A 21,572-nucleotide genomic window follows, 5' to 3' on the forward strand; every position below is an offset into this window, starting at 1 on the left:
CATCACTCCCTGGAAACGACAACGGAGCCTTTCAGCTCCGTTGTCTTGACGCTTACTGCGCCAGCTTCTTGTAACGCACACGGTGCGGCTGGGCTGCCGCCTCGCCGAGGCGTTTCTTGCGGTCCGCTTCGAACTCGGTGTAGTTGCCCTCGAAGAAGACCACCTTGCCGTCATCCTCATAGGACAGGATGTGGGTCGCGATGCGGTCCAGGAACCAACGGTCGTGGGAGATCACGATGGCCGCGCCCGGGAAGTCCAGCAGGGCCTCTTCCAGTGCACGCAGGGTTTCCACGTCCAGGTCGTTGGACGGTTCGTCGAGCAGCAGCACGTTGGCGCCCTGTTTCAAGGTCAGCGCCAGGTGCAGGCGGCCACGCTCACCGCCGGAGAGGTCCTTGACGAACTTCTGCTGGTCCGCGCCCTTGAAGTTGAAGCGGCCGACATAACCACGGGAGGGCACTTCATAGCCACCCACCTTGATCATGTCGAAACCGTCGGAAACCTGCTCCCATACGGTCTTGCCGCCGTCCAGGCTGTCGCGGCTCTGGTCGACGCTGGCGATCTGAACGGTCTCGCCGATCTCGATGGTGCCCGAGTCAGGCTCTTCCTTGCCGGTGATCATGCGGAACAGGGTGGACTTGCCCGCGCCGTTGCCGCCGATCACGCCGACGATGGCGCCTTTCGGCACGCTGAAGGTCAGCCCGTCGATCAGCACGCGATCGCCGTAGCCCTTGCAGACGTTGTTGAACTCGATGACCTTGTCGCCCAGGCGCGGACCGGCCGGGATGTAGATCTCGTTGGTCTCGCTGCGCTTCTGGAATTCCTGCGATTGCATCTCCTCGAAGCGCTGCAGGCGGGCCTTGGACTTCGCCTGACGCGCCTTGGCACCCTGGCGCACCCACTCCAGCTCGGCCTTCATAGCCTTGGCATGGGAGGCTTCCTGCTTGGCCTCCTGGGCCAGGCGGTTGGCCTTGGATTCCAGCCAGCCGGAGTAGTTGCCTTCGAACGGGATGCCGTGGCCACGGTCCAGTTCGAGGATCCAGCCGGCAACGTTGTCGAGGAAGTAACGGTCGTGGGTAATAGCCACCACGGTACCGGGGAAGTCGTGCAGGAAATGCTCCAGCCAGGCGACCGAGTCGGCGTCCAGATGGTTGGTCGGCTCGTCGAGCAGCAGCATGTCGGGGGCCGACAGCAGCAGGCGGCACAATGCGACGCGGCGCTTCTCACCACCGGACAGATGCTCGATCTTGGCATCCCACTGCGGCAGGCGCAGGGCGTCGGCGGCCACTTCCAGTTGACGTTCGAGGTTATGGCCATCGGAGGCCTGAAGGATGGCCTCCAGCTTGGCCTGCTCCGCAGCGAGCGCGTCGAAGTCGGCATCCGGCTCGGCGTAGGCGGCATAGACCTCATCGAGACGGGCCTGGGCCTGCTTGATCTCGCCTACGGCCTCCTCAACGATGTCGCGCACGGTCTTGGTTGGATCGAGTTTCGGCTCCTGCGGCAGGTAGCCAACCTTGATCCCAGGCATCGGACGGGCCTCGCCATCGATCTCGGTATCGACGCCGGCCATGATTCGCAGCAGGGTCGACTTGCCCGCGCCGTTCAGACCGAGCACGCCGATCTTGGCGCCAGGGAAGAAGGACAGGGAAATGTCTTTGAGAATCTCACGCTTCGGGGGCACAACCTTGCCGACCCGGTGCATGGTGTAGACGTATTGAGCCATGGCTACCTTGGTGCTGTGACGAATTGAGAAATGGGCGGGGCGCAGGCTGCGTGAATTGCCGCGAACAACGATCCTGCGAGACGAAAACAGTCGAAAAGCGCGATTACCTTCAGTAAAAGAGCACTTCACCCGGGTTTTGGCCAAGGATTGCTGTCGACGCCGCAGAACCACGCACAGCCGTATTTACACAAACTGAAACGCGGGCGCTCCCGCGCGCGTGGCGCAAAGCTACCGGAATGCACCAGCAAGGGCAAACGACACTCGTCGCCGATGCTGGCACTTTGTCCGCCAGACAGGCATGCTACCGCCCCCCTGATCCTAAGGGCCGCCCCTGCCCACCGAGCCGTACACGCAGGAAACGCACTCGTGCCCCACACCCCGCTGCCTCCAACCTCGAGCGAGCCAGGTCAATCACCCCACGCCCATGCGCGCGGCTCGGTGAAAGGCTTGTTGGCGGGCCTGGTGCTGATGATGTTGGCCCTGCTGCTCTGGCAGTTGCACCTGGAATACCGCCAGCTGCAAGAAAGCGTACGCGAGCGCAGCTACAGCCTGACCAGCGCACTGGCCAGCAACCTGGAACAGAACATGGCCTTGAAGGCGCGCGCCGGCCTGGCCCTTCTCCGACAGGGCACAGCTGCCGGCACCGATCAACAAACGCTACTGGAAAACCTGCGCTCGATCTTTCCGTCACTGCAGAGTCTCGTCTGGCTGAACCTCCGCGGCGGGGCGATACACGACACCCAGGCCGTCAGCGACGACGCCCTTTACCTGGCCAGCCTGGCGCAGCGCAGCGATGGGGAGCCGTACCGCTATGCATTCAGCGCCCAGGATCACGGCCAGGTCTACCTGATCCTGCGCCAGTCCCCGGCCCCCGGCAGCGGTGGCTCCTGGGTCCTCCGCCTCGACCTGGAGACTTCGGGCGCCTGGGCGCTGAGCAGCGAGGATCACGACTATCGCTGGCTGCTGGAGGACCGCTTCAACCAGCGCGTCCTGTTTCACAGCTCCCGCCCCCATGGCAGCAGCCCCATCGTGCTGCCGGTCACTGCCGAAGAGCAGGCGCAAACCATCCTGATTGCCCCGCTGGCCAACAGTGACTGGCAGGTTCGCGCCCTGCACGATGAGCTGCAGGTACGCACCGAGCTGCTGCCGGAACTGCTGGTCAAGCTCCTGCTGTTCCTGATCAGCGCCTGCCTGGCCTTGATCGCGCTCTACTACCTGCAGCGGGAGCAGCGCGGTCTGCGCGAGCTCAACGATGCATCGCGGCGCTCGTTGCGCCAGGCGGCCAGTGCGCTTGGAGTAATCGAAGAGCGAGTGTTGGTGACCCGGGTCGATGGCCGGCTGAGTTATCTCAACCCGCAGGCCGAAGCCATGTTCGGTATCAGCGGGGAGGCCGCGCAGGATCACCACTTGCTAGCCCTGCTGCCGGGGCTTGATCCGCTGATGCTCAACGCCCCTGACCTGCACAACGAACATGGACCAGATCTCGTGCACTTCGAGCGCGACGATGAGCAGCTCATGCTCGCCGTGACTCGGAGCGAGCTGAACGACGGCATCCAGTTGCTCGGCTATGTCTGGGTGCTGCGCGATGTGACCGAGGAACAGCGTGCCCTTCGCGTGCTGCAGGAAACCCGCCGTCGCTACCAGGATATCTTCGAGGGCTCCGGCGTTGCCCTGTGCGTGCTGGACCTCGCTGAACTGCGCACGCACCTGCTTCAACTGGGCCTGCGCGACGCGCCAAGCCTGGCCGCCTGGCTCACCGCCAACCCACTGCAGCACCTCCAGCTGCAACGCCAGCTGCGCATCACCGAGGTCAACCAGGTGGCGCTTCGCCTGCTGGGCGTGAACTGCAGCGAAGAGGCCTGGCAGTTGCTGATCAGCTTCGGCCCCATTCGTGAAAACGGCGTACGCTTCCAGTTGATGGCAGCGCTGCTCAGCAGCCAGTCCCAGGTCGAAGTCGAGTGCCAGATCACCACGCCGCAAGGGCATGAGCGTCACCTGTGGCTGGTCCTGCAACTGCCCTCGATGATCCAGGACCTGCATGCCGTCACCCTCAGCATCAGCGACATCACCAGTCGCAAGCGCATCGAACTCTCGCTGATCGAGCGCGAACGCTTCTGGTCCGATGTCGTGCTGGCCGTCCCCGACTCACTTTACGTACACGACATCGGCGGCAAACGGGTGATGCTCAGCAACAATCGCCTTGGCCCCCAACTCGGCTACAGCCGGGACGAGCTTCGAAAGATGGGCGAGCGCTTCTGGGAGCAGGTCCTGCATCCAGACGACGCAGAGCAGTATTGGCGCATGCGCAGCTTGCAGCAGGTGGTCGGCGACGGTCTGTTGCTGCAGTGCCAGCTGCGCTGGCGGCACAAGGACGGCAGCTGGCGCTGGTTCGATATCCGCGAACAGGCGCTGGCACGGGATGATCGCGGGCGTGTCAGCCGCCTGATCGGCGTCGCGAAGGACATCACCGAACAAATCGAAGCCGCCGAGTCCATGCGCGACAGTGGTCGGCGCTACCGCATGCTGGCCGAAAGCATCAGTGACGTGATTTTCACCACCGACAGCGAGCTGCAGCTGAACTATGTCAGCCCGTCGGTACAACCCGTACTCGGTTACAGCGCCGACTGGGTCATCGACAACAGCTTCCAGGGCATGGCCGCCGATCCGCGCCAGCTGGCCACCCTGTTCGCCCAACTGGAACAGGTCCGCGCTGCGCTGGGCAACCCCAAGCGCCTTGCTGGACTGCGCGATCGGATGCCCGCGCAGGTGTTCCTGTTCGACTGCATGCGCGCCGACGGCCAGAAGATCCCGGTGGAGCTGCGCACCATGCTCATGTGGGACGAACACGGGCGTTTCGAAGGCATGCTTGGCGTCGGCCGCGACATCAGCCAACAGCGCCGTGCCGAAAAAGACCTCCGCATGGCCGCGACCGTCTTCGAGCACTCGACTTCGGCGATCCTGGTGACCGACCCGGCGGGCTATATCGTCCAGGTCAACGAGGCCTTCACTCGCATCAGCGGCTATGCCTCCGGCGATGTGCTCGACCAACTGCCAGCGATCCTCACCGCCGACCGCCAGCAGGCCAACCAGCTCACCTACATCATCAGCCAACTCAACCAGCGCGGCAGCTGGGAGGGTGAGATCTGGCTCAAGCGCCGCCAGGGCGACAACTACCCGGCGTGGGTCGGCATCACCGCCGTGCATGACGAGGAAGGCGACCTGGTCAGCTACGTCTGCTTCTTCAGTGACATCAGCGAACGCAAAGCCAGCGAACAGCGCATCCACCGCCTGGCGTACTACGATGGGCTGACCCACCTGCCCAACCGCACCCTGTTCCAGGACCGCCTGCACACCGCGCTGCAGCATGCCGAAAGGCACCAGGAGTGGGTGGTGCTGATGTTCCTTGACCTCGATCGTTTCAAACCGATCAACGACTCCCTCGGCCACGCTGCCGGCGACCGCATGCTCAAGGATGTGGCCGTGCGCCTTGCCGCCTGCGTCGACGAAGACGACACCGTGGCGCGCATGGGCGGTGACGAGTTCACCCTGCTCCTGCAACCGCGTGCAACCCGCGAAGGCGCCCTGAACCGTGCCATCCACGTTGCCGAGCAGATCCTCGCCAGCCTGGATCGGCCTTTTGTGCTCGAAGGCCGCGAATTCTTCGTCACCGCTAGCATCGGCATCGCCCTGAGCCCTCAGGACGGTCGAGAGCTGAGCCAGCTGATGAAGAACGCCGACACGGCGATGTACCACGCCAAGGAGCGCGGCAAGAACAACTTCCAGTTCTACCAGGCCGACATGAACGCCCGCGCCCTGGAGCGCCTGGAGCTGGAAAGCGACCTTCGCCACGCGCTGGAGCAAGGCGAATTCCTGCTCTATTACCAGCCGCAGTTCTCCGGCGACGGCCGGCGCCTGACGGGCGTCGAAGCCCTGCTGCGCTGGCGCCATCCCACGCGTGGTCTGGTACCGCCAGCCGACTTCATCCCTGTGCTGGAAGAGCTCGGGCTGGTGGTCCAGGTTGGCGACTGGGTACTCAGCGAGGCCTGCCGTCAGCTCAAATGCTGGCATCAGGCGAAAATGCGCCTGCCGAAGATTTCGGTAAACCTTTCCGCACGCCAGTTCGCCGATGGCCAACTGGCCGAGCGCATCGCCGCCATCATCGAAGACAGAGGCCTGCCACCGGCCTGCCTGGAACTGGAACTGACCGAGAGCATCCTGATGCGCGACGTCGGCGCAGCCATGCAGATTCTCGAAAGCCTCAAACGACTTGGCCTGTGCATTGCGGTCGACGACTTCGGCACCGGCTACTCGTCGCTTAACTACCTCAAGCAGTTCCCCATCGACGTACTCAAGATCGACCGCAGCTTCGTCGATGGCCTGCCCGACGGCGAACGTGATGCGCAGATCGCCCGCGCCATCATCGCCATGGCCCATAGCCTGAACCTGGCGGTCATCGCCGAGGGCGTGGAAACCCAGGCGCAGCTGAACTTCCTCCGCGAACATGGCTGCGACGAGGTGCAAGGCTATCTGTTCGGCCACCCCATGCCGGCGCAACAGTTCGAGCGTATGTTCGGCGGCTCCGCACTGTTCGTGCTCAATTGACGCCGGGTGCGCCATGCACATCGGGCAGCCTCACTTCGGTGCGCACGGCCCACGCCACGAGCTGGATGAAGCCCACTTGTCTGTCACATGACCGACCTTCATATGCCAGCCAGCGACCGATGCGTTAGAATGCGCGCCTTTCCCCGTCCCGTTCCCCAAGAGGACCGCCATGTTCAGCCGTGATTTGACCCTCGCCCGCTACGATGCCGACCTGTTTGCCGCCATGGAGCAAGAAGCCCAGCGCCAGGAAGAGCACATCGAGCTGATCGCCTCCGAGAACTACACCAGCCCGGCGGTGATGGAAGCCCAGGGCTCCGTGCTGACCAACAAGTACGCCGAAGGCTACCCGCACAAGCGCTACTACGGTGGCTGCGAATTCGTCGACATCGTCGAGCAGCTGGCCATCGACCGCGCCAAAGAGCTGTTCGGCGCCGACTACGCCAACGTCCAGCCGCACTCCGGTTCCCAGGCCAATAGCGCTGTCTTCCAGGCCCTGGTTCAGCCGGGCGACACCGTACTGGGCATGAGCCTGGCACATGGCGGCCACCTGACCCACGGCGCTTCCGTCAACTTCTCCGGCAAGATCTACAAGGCCGTGCAGTACGGTCTGAACCCGGAAACCGGTCTGATCGACTACGACGAAGTCGAGCGTCTGGCCGTCGAGAACAAGCCGAAGATGATCATCGCCGGCTTCTCCGCCTACTCTCAGGTCCTGGACTTCCCGCGTTTCCGCGCCATTGCCGACAAGGTCGGTGCCTACCTGTTCGTCGACATGGCCCACGTGGCCGGCCTGGTCGCCGCTGGCGTATACCCGAACCCGATGCCCTATGCCGACGTGGTGACCACCACCACCCACAAGACCCTGCGCGGCCCGCGCGGCGGCCTGATCCTGGCCAAGGCGAACGAAGAGATCGAGAAGAAGCTGAACTCCGCCGTCTTCCCGGGCGGCCAGGGCGGCCCGCTGATGCACGTGATCGCCGCCAAGGCCGTGTGCTTCAAGGAAGCTCTGCAGCCTGAGTTCAAGGCTTACCAGGAGCAAGTGGTGAAGAACGCCCAGGCCATGGCCCAGGTGTTCATCGAGCGCGGTTTCGACGTGGTGTCCGGTGGCACCCAGAACCACCTGTTCCTGCTCTCCCTGATCAAGCAGGACATCACCGGTAAGGATGCCGACGCCGCCCTTGGCCGCGCCTTCATCACCGTGAACAAGAACGCCGTCCCGAACGACCCGCGCTCGCCGTTCGTCACTTCCGGTCTGCGTATCGGCACTCCGGCCGTGACCACCCGTGGCTTCAAGGAAGCCGAGTGCCGCGAGTTGGCCGGTTGGATCTGCGACATCCTGGTGAACATGGGCGACGAGTCCGTCGTCGACCGCGTTCGCGATCAGGTCAAGGCCATCTGCGCCAAGCTGCCGGTTTACAGCAAGTAAGCGACAGCAGCACGCAAAAAGCCCGGCACATGCCGGGCTTTTTCGTTTTCGGAGAAGCGCCGCCAGAACTCGTTTGGTAGGTTGGTGCTGAGTGAAACGAAGCCCAACAAGGCATGCGGACACGCCCCACAAATTGGGCTTCGCTGTGCTCAGTCCTTCGCGGCCCGCATCAACCTGCGTCCGGGTCACGCCTGGGCTTCGGCAAAGCCTGCGCGGATCTTCTCTTCCGGTAGCTGGTCGCCGATGAACACGATCACGCTCTCTCGCGCCTCGTCGTCACGCCACTCGCTGTCCCAGTCGAAGCCGTGGAGCCGCAGCACGCCCTGGAACACCATCCGGCGCTCCTCACCAGCGATGGCCAGCACACCCTTGTAGCGCAGCAGCGAGTTGCCGTGCTCTTCCAGCAGCTGCTCCATGAAAGCGCTGAGCTTGTCGATGTCCAGCGGCCGCGCGCTCTTCAGCACCAGGGTAGCGATGCGGTCAGGCGTGCCCGCCGGGGCCAGTGGACGCAAGCTCAGGGTCGGGCCGAAATCGGCATTGAGGTTGAAGCCGCGCACGTCCAGCAGTTCGCCCAGGTCAATGCGGCCGTGCTCCACCACGCGAATCGGCGCCCGCCGGTTGATGCGTTGCAGGCGCTGGCTGAGCGCCTCGAAAGTCGCCTCGTCCACCAGGTCAAGCTTGCTCACCAGGATGCGGTCGGCGAAGCCCACCTGGGCCTGGGCGATGGTTTCCTGCAGGTGCCGCTCGGCGTTCGCCGCATCCACGAGGGTGATGATGCCGTCCAGCACATAGCGCTCGCAGAGTTCCTCGTCGGCGAAGAAGGTCTGCGCCACTGGCGCCGGGTCGGCCAGGCCAGTGCACTCGATCACCAGGCGGTCGAACGCCAGCTCGCCGCTGTCCAGGCGCTCCAGCAGCACGAACAGCGCCTTTTCCAGCTCGACATGGATGGAGCAGCAGACGCAGCCATTGGCCAGCGTCATCACCTGCACCGGCTCGCTGCCGAGCAGCTGGCCGTCGATCGGCGTCTCGCTGAATTCGTTCTCGATCACGGCGATCTTCAGGCCGTGTTCGGCCTTGAGGATATGCCGCAGCAGCGTGGTCTTGCCGGCACCGAGAAAGCCGCTGAGTACGGTCACCGGGATGGGGAGATGGGCAGACATTAGAGCAATCCTTGAAATCGGGGTTCAACCGTAGGAGCGAGCTTGCTCGCGAATCGCTTTGCTCGGGGCTTTCGCGAGCAAGGCCCAAGGGTTCCCCCCTAGATCCTACAAATGAAAAGCGCCACGACGAAGCGTGGCGCTCAGGTTACCGCAACGGGAACTCAACAGCAGCGGACAGGCCTCCCTTTCCCACCACCGTAGCGGGCTTCCTGCCGCTCGCGGAAGAACTCCTCATAGGTCATCACCGATTTGTCCGGGTGCTTGCCGCGCATATGCTCGACGTAGGTATCGTAGTCGGGCATGCCCACCAGCATGCGGGCAGCCTGGCCCAGGTACTTACCCATGCGACTCAGGTCATTGAACATGCGTGAGCCCTCCTCAGGCGTCCGGGATCGGCTGGAACGGCGATTCCTTGTCGCTGCGTTCCGGCTTCATCCAGGCGCTGCGTCCTACCTTGATCGCATAGAACAGGATGCTCAGAACCACGAAGAGGAACAGCACGGTCAGGGTCGCGTTGGTGTAGGCGTTGAAGATCACGTGCTGCATCTGGCCGATGTCCTTGGCCGGAGCCAGGACCTGGCCGGCCTCCAGCGCATCGCTGTACTTCTTGGCCAGGGCCAGGAAGCCGACGGCCGGATTCGGGTCGAGCAGCTTGATCAGGCCTGCCGTAGTGGTGCAGATCAGCAGCCAGGTGGCCGGGATCAGCGTCACCCACACATAGCGCTGGCGCTTCATCTTGATCAGCACCACGCAGCCCAGCATCAGGGCGATGCCCGCCAGCATCTGGTTGGAGATGCCGAACAACGGCCAGAGGGTATTGATGCCACCCAGCGGGTCGACCACGCCCTGGTACAGCAGCCAGCCCCACATGGCGACGCAACCGGCGGTCGCGATCACGTTGGCAGTCCAGGATTCGGTGCGCTGCAGCGGGGAGATGAAGTTGCCCAGCAGGTCCTGCAGCATGAAGCGACCGGCACGGGTGCCCGCATCTACTGCGGTAAGGATGAACAGCGCCTCGAAGAGGATCGCGAAGTGGTACCAGAAGGCCATGGTGTTCTCGCCCGGCAGCAGCTGGTGAAGGATCTGCGCGATACCGACCGCCAGGGTCGGTGCGCCACCGGCGCGCGCCAGCACAGTGTGCTCACCGATATCCCTCGCCGTCGCTTCCAGGGCCTCCGGCGTGATGGCGAAGCCCCAGCTGCTGACAGTGGCGGCGACTGCCTGGACGTCGGTCCCAACCACGGCCGGCGGGCTGTTCATGGCGAAGTACACACCCGGCTCGATCACCGAGGCCGCCACCATGGCCATGATGGCGACGAAGGACTCCATCAACATGCCGCCGTAACCGATGTAACGGGCATGGGACTCGCTGGCCAGCAGCTTGGGCGTGGTACCGGAAGAAATCAACGCATGGAAACCGGACACTGCACCGCAGGCGATGGTGATGAACAGGAAGGGGAACAGCGCGCCCTTCCACACCGGCCCAGTGCCATCGACGAACTGCGTCAGCGCCGGCATCTTCAGGTCCGGCATTGTGATCAGAATGCCAATGGCAAGCGCGACGATGGTACCGATCTTGAGGAAGGTCGACAGGTAATCCCGCGGTGCCAGCACCAGCCACACTGGCAGCACGGCGGCGACGAAGCCGTAGCCGATCAGCATCCAGGTAATCTGGATACCGGTGAAGGTGAAGGCCGGCCCCCAGACCGGGTCAGCGGCGACCTGACCGCCCAGCCAGATAGAGGTCAGGAGCAGGGCGACGCCTACCACCGAAATCTCACCGATGCGGCCTGGGCGGATGTAGCGCATGTAGATACCCATGAACATCGCGATCGGGATGGTCGCCATCACTGTGAACATGCCCCAGGGGCTCTCGGCCAGGGCCTTGACCACGATGAGTGAGAGCACCGCGAGGATGATGACCATGATCAGGAAGGCACCGAACAGCGCGATGGTCCCGGCCACCTGCCCCATCTCCTCGCGCACCAGCTCGCCCAGGGAGCGGCCGTCACGCCGGCTGGAGATGAACAGCACCATGAAGTCCTGCACCGCACCGGCCAGGACCACGCCGGCAATCAGCCAGAGGGTACCTGGCAGGTAGCCCATCTGTGCGGCGAGCACCGGGCCCACCAGGGGGCCGGCACCGGCGATGGCAGCGAAGTGGTGGCCGAACAGAACGTGCTTGTTGGTCGGCACGTAGTCGAGGCCGTCGTTGTGAATGATTGCGGGCGTGGCGCGGGTCGGATCGAGCTGCATCACCTTGGTGGCGATGAACAGGCTGTAGTAACGGTAGGCAACCAGATACAGGGCAACCGCGGCAACCACGATCCACAAGGCGTTGATGGCTTCGCCACGACGCAGCGCGACGACCCCCAAGGCGCATGCGCCGACCACTGCCAACGCTACCCAGGGTAGCTGGCGCAGGACGCTGTTGTTATTGTTCATAAGGCTCTCCAAATGGATAGACAGACAAGCTGCCGCAGAAGCTTAGCCGCTCCACCGGAAATCGGTATGAGACCTTGATCTAGAGCGCTCCGCGACAGAATCGGAGCGTTATTAAGGATCGCCTTCGAACCGAGGGTCCGATGCGTCCTGAAGCAGTGACCACTGCAGGAAACTGGATGCCCCAGACCTGACCGCCTTGCTCTGCAGCTTCCCCCATTGGCAGGACGAGCAAAACAAAAGCCGGGCAGCGCCCGGCTTTGCTCGGCCGTCTGTGCTTAGCTCGGCAGTTTGGCGTAACGCGCGAGTTGCTGGTCCTTGCTCATGACGTCCAGGGTGGCCGCCAGAACCTGCTCGCCAGTCACGTCCGGAGCGGAGAAGATGGTCGAAAAGTTCTCATGAGTGACCTGGGCGAAGCGGGCGCGGTCGGATTGCTCGATGCCCAGGAGAGTGGCATAGGCGTCCAGCGCCTCCCCTTGCCCCTTGGCCATGTCCTCAGCGATGTTGTCGAGCATGCCATTCATGGCGAATAGCGAACGGCCTCCATACCCCAGGCGAACGCTGGAGTCGCAACCGTTGGTCCCCGAAGTCAGACCGAAAGTGGCATTACCCGAAGTACCGTTGGTAGTGGTAGCCAGCAGATGGGGTACCAAGCCTCGCTGCCCTTCGAACAGCATGTTGCCCCAGCCGCAACCGCCGCCCCCGGCCTGGTCGGCTTGTACCGCCAAACTCGCTGCGCCTAGCAGCCCCACGATCAACCCCTTGCTAAGCAGTCGCTTATCCATAGTTGCGCTCCGCATATATTTATAGAAAAACCGCTTAAGCAGCTTTGGCGACAGTTGCAGAACTGTCAAACGCCGACGCGGCGAAGGATGTGCTTACCGGGAGGCGACGGCAGGATTCGGCCTTCGCTATAGTGCACGGACCCTTGAAGGAGAAATGCAATGAGTGACACCGCCAACGATCGTCGGCGCTTTCAGCGCATCACTTTCGATGCCGCTACCGAAATCAAACAGGCCCAACGCAGCTGGACGGTGGAATTGCAGGACATCTCGCTCAAGGGCTTGCTGGTCCAGCGCCCAAGCGATTGGGACGGCAATTCGAATACGCCGTTCAACGCCTGCATTCGCCTGACAGCGGATATCCAGCTGGAGATGGAAGTGGCGCTCACCCGCGAGCAGGACAACCAACTGGGTTTCGTCTGCCGGCACATCGACCTTGATTCCATCAGCCATCTGCGACGCCTGGTAGAACTCAACCTCGGTGACGAGACCCTGCTGGAGCGCGAACTGGCTGCACTGGGCGAAGACTGACCGACGCTGGCGCCCATCCCGCCGGACTGGGCTTCGCAAGGCTCAGCGGAGTACCGTCGGACGGATCGCCACCCGACGGAACACCGCCCGCCCCGGCCTGCTGGCCATTGCTGCTACTCGAACAGGGCATCCAGCGCCTGTTCCAGGCGCGTCACCGCCACCACCTGAAGCCCCGGAGGCGACTCCTTCGGCGCATTGCCCTTGGGCACGATGGCGCGCTTGAAGCCGTGCTTGGCGGCTTCCTTCAAGCGCTCCTGACCACTCGGTACCGGACGCACCTCACCGGAAAGCCCTACCTCGCCAAACACCAGCACATCGTGGGGCAGTGGACGGTTGCGCAGGCTGGACATGATGGCTGCGATCAACGCCAGGTCCGACGCGGTCTCCAGCACCTTCACACCGCCCACGACATTGAGGAATACATCCTGATCGTAGGTCGGAATGCCGCCATGACGGTGCAGCACAGCCAGCAGCATGGCCAGGCGGTTCTGGTCCAGGCCCAGGGTGACCCGTCGTGGATTGGCCAGATGACTGGTGTCCACCAGCGCCTGGACCTCCACCAGCATCGGCCGGGAACCCTCCCAGGTGGCCATCACCACGCTGCCCGGCACCGATTCCTGGGCGCGGGTCAGGAAAATCGCCGATGGGTTGGACACCTCCTTGAGCCCCTTGTCGGTCATGCCGAACACGCCCAACTCATTGACTGCACCAAAGCGGTTCTTCACGGCCCTCAGCAAGCGCAGGCGCCCGTCGGACTCCCCTTCGAAATACAGCACCGTATCGACCATGTGCTCCAGCACACGGGGCCCGGCGAGCGCGCCTTCCTTGGTCACATGCCCCACCAGGAATACGGCCGTGCCGCTTTGTTTGGCGAAGCGCACCAGCAGGGCCGCGCTCTCGCGCACCTGGGCTACGCCGCCCGGGGCCGATTGCAGCTGCTCGGTGAAGATGGTCTGGATCGAGTCGATCACCATCACCTTGGGCTGCTCCATGCGCGCGGTGGCAACGATGGTCTCGATGGAGGTCTCAGTCATCACCTTGAGCTTGTCTTCCGGCAGGCCGAGACGGCGGGCACGCATGGCGACCTGCTGCTGGGACTCTTCACCCGTGACATAAAGGGCGGGAAAGCGCGAGGCGATGTTGCAGAGTGTCTGCAGCAGGATGGTCGACTTGCCAATCCCCGGATCACCGCCGATCAGCACCACCGAACCATCCACCAAGCCACCACCGAGCACCCGATCGAGCTCGTTGGAGCCAGTAGAAAAACGCGGCATCTCTTCGACGCTGACCTCAGCCAGGGTCTTGAGTTGCGCCTGCTGCCCAGCCCAACCGGTACGCCCGCCGGAACTGGCGGCGCCTTCCAGCACGGTTTCCACCAAGGTATTCCAGGCACCGCAATCGGCGCACTGGCCGGCCCATTTGGGAAAGGTCGCACCGCACTCGGTGCAGCCGTACATGCGCTTGGCCTTGGCCATCTGCGGACTCCGTCAAACGAAAGCCCGCATGATAGCCGGATCAGCCGCGGCAGGCGCCTCCACAACCGCAACACTTTCCTGCTGCGCGCTTGCGTAAGCGTTCCAGCTCCAACTCCAACCCTTCCCGACGCATTTCCAGGGCCCTCAAGCTCGAGCCATCCAGAGGTTCGCTCCCCGCCTCGACTCGCCGGATGCGCTGCTGCAGAAGCTCGAACTGCTGTTGCAGGCGATCCAGGTACTCGTCGGCGAGGACTTGTTCAGGAGATGCTTCGGAAGCAGGGTGAGCGCCATGCTGAGTTTGGTTGGTAGACATGAAGGACTCTCCGGACAGGTGATGACTCAGCCTATCCGGAGGCCTGACGGCGCTGATTGATATCGATCAACGCAACAGGACCATCGCCTGCGCGCAAGACCAGAGTTAACGAGTCACCCCGGGGCTGCAGTCAGCTCTGGGCGTCTTTCAGAATCTTGGCAATTTCGTCTTTCAACGCAACCCGCTGCATTTTCAAGCCATTCAGCGCGGTGTCATCCAGAGCCTGGTTGCCGTCTTCGACCTCATAGATGCGTGAATCAAGCTGCTGGTACTCCCCCGCCAGCCGGGCAAAGTGCGCGTCCTTCTGCAGCAACGTGCGCATGGAGTCCTGGAAATCTGGAAACTCGCGGTTCAACGGGTGATGTTCTAGCGGCATGGCAGTGGCCCTCCTTCTGCACCATCAATCTCAGGCTAGTCCACCCAGAGAGGGCTTGAACGCCGACTGACGAAAATACCTTTTGCGGCGCGTAACCGTCCTCCAGCATTCAGAGATGGCAGCATCAGGGTGCTGATTTACACTTCAGCCCAGAATCAATAAACCTCAAGGAGTGAAGCATGAAAGTACTCAGTGAATTCAAAGATTTCGCCGTCAAGGGCAATGTCGTCGATATGGCCGTCGGGATCATTATTGGTGCGGCCTTCGGCAAGATCGTCACGTCTTTCGTTGGCGACGTGATCATGCCGCCCATCGGCCTGCTGATAGGTGGGGTCGACTTCTCGGACCTGGCAATCACGCTCAAGGCCGCGGAAGGTGAAATCCCCGCCGTGGTGCTGAGTTACGGCAAGTTCATCCAGACGGTGCTGGACTTCGTCATTGTCGCTTTCGCCATCTTCATGGGCGTGAAAGCCATCAATAAGCTCAAGCGCGAGGAAGCTGCCGCGCCCGAGGCGCCGCCCGCACCCACCAAGGATCAGGAGCTGCTGAGCGAGATCCGCGACCTGCTCAAGTCACAGCAGAACAAGTAGGCCCGGGCTGCACCTTCTGCTCTGTGGGCGAGTTCATTCGCGAAGCAGGCAACACGCCTACCCTGTCAAAGCAAAAGGGCCGCTTAGCGGCCCTTTCTTCTTTCGCGAATGAATTCGGTCTCATAATGCTCAGTCACCCTAGGACAAGGGCCTAAGTATCAACCGGTTCACCCGCCGCTCCTTAACCTCGACCACTTGTAGCTGCCAGCCGTCGAACTCCAGCGAGTCGCCGATGACGGGCAGGCGGTCCAGCAGACTCATGGCCAGACCGGCAATGGTCTGGTAGTCATCGCTTGGTTTCCCTGAAAACCCCAACCGCTCGCCCAGTAGCGTCAGGTTCACCGCGCCGCTGACCTTCCAGCCCTCTTCGCACGGCTCGATCTCCAGACCATCCACCTCGCTCGCATCCGGCAGCTCACCGGCAATGGATTCGAGAATGTCGGTCATGGTCAGCAGGCCCTCGAAGCCGCCGAACTCATTGACGACAAACGCCACGTGGGTCGAGGCCTTGCGCATTTCTTCCAGCGCACCGAGCACCGAAGCGCTCTCTGGAAGGTTCGGCGGAACACGCAGCAGATGCTGGATATCTGGCACCTGGCCTTGCAGCAGTTCGCGCAGTAGCTCTTTCTTGTGCACATAGCCCAGCGGCTCGTCGACATCGCCGCCACGGATCACCAGCAGACGCGAGTGCGGCGCGCGCAACAGAGCGTCGTAGATGACCTCGCGCGACTCGTCCAGATCGATGCGCTCGACCTCCACACGATTGGTCATCACCGTGCGGATGGCACGATCGGCCAAGCCCAGTACGCCGCTGATCATCACCCGTTCACGGCGATCGAAGGGCACCGCTGCGCCATCGCCGCCGTCCAGCAGGTCGGCAATGTCGTCGCCCACTTCATCGGCTTCGACGCTGCGCCCGCCGAGCAGTCGTAACACGGCATGGGCCGTTCGCTCACGCAGGTCGCGGTCGCCTTGCAAGTGGCGTTTGCGACGCCAACGCACCAGCTGGTTTGCCGCTTCGATCAGCAGCGAGAAGCCGATGGCCGCATACAGGTAGCCCTTGGGAATGTGGAAGCCCAGGCCTTCGGCGGTGAGGCTGAAGCCGATCATCATCAAAAAGCCCAGGCAGAGCATGATCACGGTCGGGTGGGCATTGACGAAGGCGGTCAGTGGCTTGCTGGCCAGGATCATCAGGCCGATGGAAATCACCACGGCGATCATCATCACTTCCAGGTGCTCAACCATGCCGACCGCGGTGATCACCGCATCCAGCGAGAACACCGCGTCCAGCACCACGATCTGCGCCACCACCGGCCAGAACAACGCATAGGTGCGGCTGCCGCCCTGGACGTGGGTGCGGCCCTCCAGGCGCTCGTGCAGTTCCATGGTGGCTTTGAACAGCAGGAACACACCACCGAACAGCATGATCAGGTCACGCCCCGAGAAACTCTTGCCGAGCACCTCGAACAGCGGTTCGGTCAGCGTCACCAGCCAGGAAATGCTCGCCAGCAGGCCCAGGCGCATGAACAGCGCCAGCGACAGGCCGATCAGCCGCGCTCGGTCGCGCTGCGACGGCGGCAGCTTGTCCGCCAGGATGGCGATGAACACCAGGTTGTCGATGCCCAGCACGATCTCCAGGACAATCAGAGTCAGCAGGCCCAGCCAGGCCGTAGGGTCAGCAATCCATTCCATATGTTCAGGCTCTCGCAGCCGTCAGGCGAGCAACAGCAAACGACACCGGCAGGCCACATTGGCCCGGGTATTTCGTCGACGTGCTTGAAGGGGATACAGCAGGGCGCTGCAGATCAGGCCGGCACTCCGAGGTGCCGGGGAGGTAGGTGGCCACGCCCATTCGGGCAGGGGGCGGCTTGCAACAATCGCTGTCCATTGGATTCCAGGTTGGGAAACGGACTGCAAAGCCTAGGTCAGAACGACTCCCGGCTTAAGCCGGGAATCTTTACCAATCATGTACGAATGGTCTCAACGCCTACGGAATAGCGGTCTTGGCTCGATGACCGAGCGGCCGTAGAGCACGCTCACACCGGCTAGTCCCTTGAGCGCATCTTCGGCGGACTTGTCCTCGCGCACGGCAAAGGCATCGAAACCACATTGGCGCATGTGGCTGAGCTGGTCACGCAGCACATCGCCTACTGCTCGCAACTCGCCACGCCAGCCCAGTCGCGTGCGCAGCAGATAAGCCTGGCTGTAGCCACGACCATCGCGAAAGCTGGGAAATTCGACGGCGATCAGCGGCAACTCCTTTAGCCAGGGTCCCAAGGCTTCGACTTCGTCATCCGGCTGCACCAGCAGGCCATCGCGGCGAGTACCGTTCGTCTCCAGACGCTCGCGCCAGAGCGTCATCGGCAGGATCAGCGGCCCATCAGGCCATGGTCCTTGCTCCTCACGCAACAACGTCCAGTCATCTGCCACCAGGCGCGCCTGACCGTCCACCAGCTTGATCAGATTGTTCATGCCACCTCCCCGGCCTTGGCGTAGACCCGCTCCTTGAACGGCTCCAGGCCAATGCGTTGGACGGTATCGACGAAGCGTTCCTCTCCCTCGCGGTAGTCGACGAAGGTCTCGACGATACGCTCGATCACGTCCGGAACCTCTTCGGCACTGAACGAGGGACCGACCACCTTGCCCAGCGCGCTGGCCATGCCCTGAGCGCCACCGAGCGTGATCTGGTACCACTCGCTGCCGCCCTTATCCACACCCAGGATGCCAATGTTGCCGATGTGATGGTGGCCGCAGGCATTCATGCAGCCTGAAATGTTCAGGCTGAGTTCGCCTAGGTCGTGCAGGCGTTCGATATCCTCGAAGCGCGCCTGGATGGCCTGGGCAATAGGGATCGACTTGGCATTAGCCAGCGAGCAGTAGTCACCGCCCGGGCAGGCGATGATGTCGGTCAGCAGGCCGATGTTCGACGTCGCCAGGCCAACGGCCCGGGCCTTCTGCCACAGCGCATGCAGATCGGCCTTGCGCACATCCGGCAGCACCAGGTTCTGCTCGTGAGCGATGCGGATTTCGCCGAAACCGAAGGCATCCGCCCAGTCGGCCACCGCCTCCATCTGCTCGGCGGTCACGTCCCCCGGCGGCGACTCTGGCCCCGGCTTGGTGGACAGCACCACGGCGGCATAGCCCGGCACCTTGTGCGGCTGCAGGTTGCGCGCTGCCCAGCGGGCGAATTCGGGCGCCTCGGCCAGGCGCGTGCCATATTCCAGATAGGTGTGATGCAGCCTGGCGTAGGGTGGCGTATCGAAGCTGGCTGCCACGCGCTGGTATTCGGCCTCGGTCAGCTCGGCGGGCCCATCCTTGAGATGCTGCCACTCGGCTTCCACTTCGCGGGCGAAGGCTTCGATCCCGAGCGCCTTCACCAGGATCTTGATCCGCGCCTTGTACTTGTTGTCGCGCCGGCCGTGGCGGTTGTAGACCCGCAGGATAGCTTCGACGTAGGACAGCAGATGCCGCCAGTGCAGCCCTTCACGGATCTGCAATCCGAGGATCGGCGTGCGCCCCAGGCCCCCGCCCACCATCACTCGCAGGCGCATCTCGCCAACTTCGTCGCGGTAGAGGTAAAGGCCGATATCGTGCATCTGTATTGCTGCACGGTCCTGCTCAGCAGCGCACAGGGCGATCTTGAACTTGCGCGGCAGGAAGAGGAATTCCGGGTTGATGGTGGACCATTGGCGGAGGATTTCCGCCAGCGGACGCGGGTCCAGCAACTCGTCGGCAGCCACTCCGGCGAAGGCCTCGGTGGTGATGTTGCGAACGCAGTTGCCGGAAGTCTGGATGGCGTGCATTTCCACTTCGGCCAGCTGCTCGAGGATATCCGGCACCTCGGCAAGATCGATCCAATTGAACTGGATGTTCTGCCGGGTGGTGAAATGGCCATAGCCGCGGTCATGCTCGCGGGCGATGCGCGCCAGCGTGCGCAGCTGCGTCGACGACAGGGTTCCATAGGGAATGGCCACCCGCAGCATGTAGGCATGCTTTTGCAGGTAGAGACCGTTCTGCAGGCGCAGCGGCAGGAACTCCTCCTCGCTCAGTTCGCCACTGATGCGCCGCGCCACCTGGTCGCGGAACTGGGCGACGCGCTCGAAAACCAGGGCGCGGTCGTAGTCGTCGTAGTGATACATGCCGGGGCTCCCCGCAGGCGGGTGATGAAGAGCCGTCACTATGGCCAGCCGGGCCGTGGATAAACAGCAGCAGATCGTGCGCAAAAAAGCAGATCAGCATGCGTTTCGATTGGCCCTCATCAAACCTGGGCAGGCTCTGGGACAGCCTATTATCTGAGATCCAAAAAGCACCACGATCTGAGTCTGTTTCGTGCGAGCCGACCTTTCTAGAGTGGCCCCCCGCCTCGCTCCCTACTGAAAGGCCTGCACATGAACACCGCACTTAAGGAGCCCACCTACAACTACAAGGTGGTTCGTCAGTTCGCTCTCATGACCATCGTCTGGGGCATCGTCGGCATGGGCCTGGGCGTGTTCATCGCCGCCCAGCTCGTCTGGCCGGCGCTGAACCTCGACCTGCCCTGGACCAGCTTCGGCCGCTTGCGCCCGCTGCACACCAACCTGGTGATCTTCGCCTTTGGCGGCAGCGCGCTGTTCGCCACCAGCTACTACACGGTGCAGCGCACCTGCCAGGCGCGGCTCTATGGTGGCGGGCTTGCCGCCTTCACCTTCTGGGGCTGGCAGGCGCTGGTGGTGATCCTGCTGGTCACCCTGCCCCAGGGCCTGACCACCACCAAGGAATATGCAGAGGTGGAGTTCACCGGTGCGGTGTGGATGGGCATCATCTGGGTCGCTTACGCGGTGGTGTTCTTCGGCACCATCGTCAAGCGCAAGACCCGGCACATCTATGTGGGCAACTGGTTCTTCGGTGCCTTTATCCTGGTCACCGCCATGCTGCACATCATCAACCACCTGGCCATCCCAGTGAGCTGGTTCAAGTCCTACTCGGTGTACTCCGGCGCTACCGACGCCATGGTGCAGTGGTGGTACGGCCACAACGCGGTGGGCTTCTTCCTCACCACCGGCTTCCTCGGGATGATGTACTACTTCATCCCCAAGCAGGCCGGGCGCCCGGTGTATTCCTACCGCCTGTCCATCGTGCACTTCTGGGCGCTGATCACCCTGTACATCTGGGCCGGCCCGCACCACCTGCACTACACCGCCCTGCCGGACTGGGCCCAGTCCCTCGGCATGGTGATGTCGATCATCCTGCTGGCACCTAGCTGGGGCGGCATGATCAACGGCATGATGACCCTCTCCGGCGCCTGGCATAAGCTGCGCGACGACCCGATCCTGCGCTTCCTGGTGGTGTCCCTGGCCTTCTACGGCATGTCCACCTTCGAAGGCCCGATGATGGCCATAAAGACCGTCAACGCCCTCTCCCATTACACCGACTGGACCATCGGCCACGTGCACGCCGGCGCGCTCGGCTGGGTGGCGATGATCACCATCGGCTCGCTCTACCACCTGATCCCCCGGCTCTACGGCCGCGCGCAGATGCACAGCCTCGGCCTGATCAACGCCCACTTCTGGCTCGCCACCATCGGCACCGTGCTCTACATCGCTTCCATGTGGGTCAACGGCATCACCCAGGGCCTGATGTGGCGGGCGGTGAACGAGGACGGCACCCTGACCTACTCCTTCGTCGAGGCGCTGGAGGCCAGCCATCCGGGCTTCGTGGTGCGCCTGGTCGGCGGCGTCTTCTTCGTCACCGGCATGTTGCTGATGGCGTGGAACACCTGGCGCACGGTGCGCGTGGGCGATGCCCGCACCACCGCGGCCGTGCCGCAGGCGGTGGCCCATGGATAGCGAGAGCGCCTTCGCCCTGCTCAGCCTCGGCGCGGTGACTTTCTTCTACCTCGCCACCCAGGCCAGCCTGGGTGGCAGGAGCCAGCGTCAGCTGGACGAAGCCACCATGCTGCCCTTCGCCGATGACGAACCGGTTGCCCGACGCATGGAACGCGCCACCGGCCGCAGCCGCACGGGGTGCAGTTGTCCGGGAAGCTGTGATGGGAGTTGTGCGAGCAGAGTTGAGATGGAGGTTTGAAACTGAACGTATTACGTAGGATGGGTAGAGCCTGCGAAACCCATCAATTCGGCAGCATGGGTTTCGCTCCGCTCTACCCATCCTACAAATCG

General features: G+C 63.1%; 17 protein-coding genes. 6 read left to right on the forward strand and 11 right to left on the reverse strand.

The genetic code is table 11. The features are described from left to right. Positions 1–52: 52 nt before the first annotated feature. On the reverse strand, positions 53–1,720 hold the full coding sequence (ettA, locus tag J7302_RS23235) for an energy-dependent translational throttle protein EttA (protein WP_215380304.1): 1,668 nt from the start codon (positions 1,718–1,720) through the stop codon (positions 53–55). A gap of 468 nt (positions 1,721–2,188) precedes the next feature. On the opposite strand from ettA, the gene J7302_RS23240 reads away from it, so the two are divergent. After that, positions 2,189–6,322, forward strand: a complete 4,134-nt coding sequence (locus J7302_RS23240; protein ID WP_215380382.1) for a bifunctional diguanylate cyclase/phosphodiesterase — start codon at positions 2,189–2,191, stop codon at positions 6,320–6,322. A gap of 169 nt (positions 6,323–6,491) precedes the next feature. Beyond that, positions 6,492–7,748 (forward strand): serine hydroxymethyltransferase, encoded by a 1,257-nt coding sequence (gene glyA, locus J7302_RS23245; RefSeq protein WP_215380306.1) that lies wholly within the window; start codon positions 6,492–6,494, stop codon positions 7,746–7,748. A 185-nt stretch (positions 7,749–7,933) separates the two neighbouring features. Here glyA and yjiA read toward each other — a convergent pair whose 3' ends face one another. The 4 genes from yjiA to J7302_RS23265 all read right to left on the reverse strand — a co-directional run bounded on the left by yjiA (position 7,934) and on the right by J7302_RS23265 (position 12,135). Beyond that, positions 7,934–8,908 carry a GTPase gene (gene yjiA / locus J7302_RS23250; RefSeq protein ID WP_215380308.1) on the reverse strand — a complete coding sequence of 325 codons (975 nt, stop codon included), beginning with the start codon at positions 8,906–8,908 and terminating at the stop codon, positions 7,934–7,936. A gap of 161 nt (positions 8,909–9,069) precedes the next feature. Continuing rightward, complete coding sequence (locus J7302_RS23255; protein WP_215380311.1) at positions 9,070–9,273, reverse strand: YbdD/YjiX family protein; 204 nt, start codon at positions 9,271–9,273, stop codon at positions 9,070–9,072. Positions 9,274–9,286: 13 nt separating this feature from the next. Further along, positions 9,287–11,353: a carbon starvation CstA family protein gene (locus J7302_RS23260; RefSeq protein ID WP_215380314.1), complete on the reverse strand. Its 2,067-nt coding sequence runs from the start codon at positions 11,351–11,353 to the stop codon at positions 9,287–9,289. A gap of 275 nt (positions 11,354–11,628) precedes the next feature. Then, the gene (locus J7302_RS23265; RefSeq protein ID WP_215380317.1) at positions 11,629–12,135 is read right to left on the reverse strand and encodes a DUF3015 domain-containing protein; all 507 of its coding nucleotides are present in this window, start codon (positions 12,133–12,135) and stop codon (positions 11,629–11,631) included. 159 nt (positions 12,136–12,294) lie between these two features. Between J7302_RS23265 and J7302_RS23270 the strand changes: the two genes are divergently transcribed. Continuing rightward, positions 12,295–12,663, forward strand: a complete 369-nt coding sequence (locus J7302_RS23270; protein WP_215380320.1) for a PilZ domain-containing protein — start codon at positions 12,295–12,297, stop codon at positions 12,661–12,663. A gap of 113 nt (positions 12,664–12,776) precedes the next feature. On the opposite strand, the gene radA is transcribed toward J7302_RS23270, so the two are convergent. The 3 genes from radA to J7302_RS23285 all read right to left on the reverse strand — a co-directional run bounded on the left by radA (position 12,777) and on the right by J7302_RS23285 (position 14,827). Beyond that, the gene (radA, locus tag J7302_RS23275; protein WP_215380323.1) at positions 12,777–14,138 is read right to left on the reverse strand and encodes a DNA repair protein RadA; all 1,362 of its coding nucleotides are present in this window, start codon (positions 14,136–14,138) and stop codon (positions 12,777–12,779) included. A 40-nt stretch (positions 14,139–14,178) separates the two neighbouring features. Continuing rightward, positions 14,179–14,451: a hypothetical protein gene (locus tag J7302_RS23280; protein ID WP_215380327.1), complete on the reverse strand. Its 273-nt coding sequence runs from the start codon at positions 14,449–14,451 to the stop codon at positions 14,179–14,181. Positions 14,452–14,581: 130 nt separating this feature from the next. Then, positions 14,582–14,827: a YdcH family protein gene (locus tag J7302_RS23285; protein ID WP_215380330.1), complete on the reverse strand. Its 246-nt coding sequence runs from the start codon at positions 14,825–14,827 to the stop codon at positions 14,582–14,584. A 179-nt stretch (positions 14,828–15,006) separates the two neighbouring features. Here J7302_RS23285 and mscL point away from each other — a divergent pair, with 179 nt between their 5' ends. Continuing rightward, positions 15,007–15,417, forward strand: coding sequence for a large-conductance mechanosensitive channel protein MscL (gene mscL, locus J7302_RS23290; RefSeq protein ID WP_215380333.1), 411 nt, complete (start codon positions 15,007–15,009; stop codon positions 15,415–15,417). Positions 15,418–15,555: 138 nt separating this feature from the next. Here mscL and J7302_RS23295 read toward each other — a convergent pair whose 3' ends face one another. The 3 genes from J7302_RS23295 to J7302_RS23305 form a co-directional block, all read right to left on the reverse strand. Then, complete coding sequence (locus J7302_RS23295; protein WP_215380336.1) at positions 15,556–17,109, reverse strand: TerC family protein; 1,554 nt, start codon at positions 17,107–17,109, stop codon at positions 15,556–15,558. A 288-nt stretch (positions 17,110–17,397) separates the two neighbouring features. Further along, positions 17,398–17,889: a DUF934 domain-containing protein gene (locus J7302_RS23300; protein WP_215380338.1), complete on the reverse strand. Its 492-nt coding sequence runs from the start codon at positions 17,887–17,889 to the stop codon at positions 17,398–17,400. After that, a complete protein-coding gene (locus J7302_RS23305) occupies positions 17,886–19,556 on the reverse strand; it encodes a nitrite/sulfite reductase (protein WP_215380340.1) in 1,671 nt (556 codons plus the stop codon). The genes J7302_RS23300 and J7302_RS23305 overlap by 4 nt, the downstream gene beginning before the upstream one ends. 249 nt (positions 19,557–19,805) lie before the next feature. Between J7302_RS23305 and ccoN the strand changes: the two genes are divergently transcribed. Next, positions 19,806–21,242: a cytochrome-c oxidase, cbb3-type subunit I gene (gene ccoN, locus J7302_RS23310; RefSeq protein ID WP_215380343.1), complete on the forward strand. Its 1,437-nt coding sequence runs from the start codon at positions 19,806–19,808 to the stop codon at positions 21,240–21,242. Continuing rightward, entirely contained in the window at positions 21,235–21,480 is a 246-nt protein-coding gene (locus J7302_RS23315; RefSeq protein WP_215380347.1) for a cbb3-type cytochrome c oxidase subunit 3, read from the forward strand. Before ccoN ends, J7302_RS23315 begins: the two co-directional genes overlap by 8 nt. Positions 21,481–21,572: the final 92 nt, after the last annotated feature.

Source organism: Metapseudomonas boanensis, assembly GCF_018704125.1.
GTDB classification, from domain to species: domain Bacteria; phylum Pseudomonadota; class Gammaproteobacteria; order Pseudomonadales; family Pseudomonadaceae; genus Metapseudomonas; species Metapseudomonas boanensis.

What these genes read in the sequence shown, in the direction of transcription:
- J7302_RS23280 (WP_215380327.1), bottom strand. Translation starts at nt 14,451, where the DNA reads ATGTCTACCAACCAAACTCAGCATGGCGCTCACCCTGCTTCCGAAGCA.
- J7302_RS23285 (WP_215380330.1), bottom strand. Translation starts at nt 14,827, where the DNA reads ATGCCGCTAGAACATCACCCGTTGAACCGCGAGTTTCCAGATTTCCAG.
- ettA (WP_215380304.1), bottom strand. Translation starts at nt 1,720, where the DNA reads ATGGCTCAATACGTCTACACCATGCACCGGGTCGGCAAGGTTGTGCCC.
- J7302_RS23260 (WP_215380314.1), bottom strand. Translation starts at nt 11,353, where the DNA reads ATGAACAATAACAACAGCGTCCTGCGCCAGCTACCCTGGGTAGCGTTG.
- J7302_RS23240 (WP_215380382.1), top strand. Translation starts at nt 2,189, where the DNA reads ATGATGTTGGCCCTGCTGCTCTGGCAGTTGCACCTGGAATACCGCCAG.
- J7302_RS23300 (WP_215380338.1), bottom strand. Translation starts at nt 17,889, where the DNA reads ATGAACAATCTGATCAAGCTGGTGGACGGTCAGGCGCGCCTGGTGGCA.
- mscL (WP_215380333.1), top strand. Translation starts at nt 15,007, where the DNA reads ATGAAAGTACTCAGTGAATTCAAAGATTTCGCCGTCAAGGGCAATGTC.
- J7302_RS23270 (WP_215380320.1), top strand. Translation starts at nt 12,295, where the DNA reads ATGAGTGACACCGCCAACGATCGTCGGCGCTTTCAGCGCATCACTTTC.
- yjiA (WP_215380308.1), bottom strand. Translation starts at nt 8,908, where the DNA reads ATGTCTGCCCATCTCCCCATCCCGGTGACCGTACTCAGCGGCTTTCTC.
- J7302_RS23305 (WP_215380340.1), bottom strand. Translation starts at nt 19,556, where the DNA reads ATGTATCACTACGACGACTACGACCGCGCCCTGGTTTTCGAGCGCGTC.
- J7302_RS23295 (WP_215380336.1), bottom strand. Translation starts at nt 17,109, where the DNA reads ATGGAATGGATTGCTGACCCTACGGCCTGGCTGGGCCTGCTGACTCTG.
- J7302_RS23255 (WP_215380311.1), bottom strand. Translation starts at nt 9,273, where the DNA reads ATGTTCAATGACCTGAGTCGCATGGGTAAGTACCTGGGCCAGGCTGCC.
- J7302_RS23265 (WP_215380317.1), bottom strand. Translation starts at nt 12,135, where the DNA reads ATGGATAAGCGACTGCTTAGCAAGGGGTTGATCGTGGGGCTGCTAGGC.
- glyA (WP_215380306.1), top strand. Translation starts at nt 6,492, where the DNA reads ATGTTCAGCCGTGATTTGACCCTCGCCCGCTACGATGCCGACCTGTTT.
- J7302_RS23315 (WP_215380347.1), top strand. Translation starts at nt 21,235, where the DNA reads ATGGATAGCGAGAGCGCCTTCGCCCTGCTCAGCCTCGGCGCGGTGACT.
- radA (WP_215380323.1), bottom strand. Translation starts at nt 14,138, where the DNA reads ATGGCCAAGGCCAAGCGCATGTACGGCTGCACCGAGTGCGGTGCGACC.
- ccoN (WP_215380343.1), top strand. Translation starts at nt 19,806, where the DNA reads ATGAACACCGCACTTAAGGAGCCCACCTACAACTACAAGGTGGTTCGT.